The organism is Haloferax sp. Atlit-6N (assembly GCF_003383195.1).
GTDB lineage: Archaea > Halobacteriota > Halobacteria > Halobacteriales > Haloferacaceae > Haloferax > Haloferax gibbonsii.
Window position 1 is genome coordinate 1 of sequence record NZ_QEQJ01000088.1, and the last position, 634, is coordinate 634.

The following is a 634-nucleotide window of genomic DNA, read 5'->3' on the forward strand; positions in this document are numbered from 1 at the left end:
TGTACATACACCTGAGTCGCCTCTCGTTCTGGATTCCGACCTCCGATAATTGAGACTCGGAGCCCTGCCTGCGTTACACCGTGAACGGAACTCGGGAGACTCTGTGAGTCATAATAATCGAGTTCCTGATCGATTTTGGTTGTCACCGCCTCCAACACCGTCGGCCATTCTAGATCAAAATATCGGCAGGTCTCTAGATCGACAGTCTCCTTGTGGACTTCACCGCCACTTCCGGTACAGCGAGTGTGTAACTTCTGGTTTTCTTCCTCAACCTCGCTATTCCGAAGCGGTGCGCGACAGTGTTGATTCGGACAGCGTTGTGGGAGTTCTAGATTTGAGGACACGAACGATGTTTCGCTGAGAGTTGGGGGTAGATCTGTCTCAGCTACCGTCCCATCTCGAAGCCGTAGTTCAATTGCCTCTACTAATGCATCGAATGGCGGTCCGCTCATACCACGTCTTCCTCGTCGAAGAAGTATTTCAAGGCCAGTTGTGCATCATTCGATAGTCGGGCACTATCGGTCGGCTGGTAGTCACCGCTTCTGACCGCTACGTTTCTGTTGTCAATCGAGAGGACTAATGCTGCATTTTCGTCGTCGGCAGTAGCCAGCAGATCAAGGAAACTATCCCGCAT

Annotated in this window: 2 protein-coding genes; both read right to left on the reverse strand. The window is 51.6% G+C overall.

What is annotated here, in order from left to right; translation table 11 throughout:
• Positions 1 to 452: hypothetical protein (locus DEQ92_RS24235; protein WP_233516933.1), on the reverse strand; the 452-nt coding region annotated here is incomplete at its 3' end.
• Positions 449 to 634 (reverse strand): hypothetical protein (locus DEQ92_RS24240; protein WP_115821746.1); only part of this gene is annotated, 186 nt, incomplete at its 5' end. The genes DEQ92_RS24235 and DEQ92_RS24240, both read right to left, overlap by 4 nt.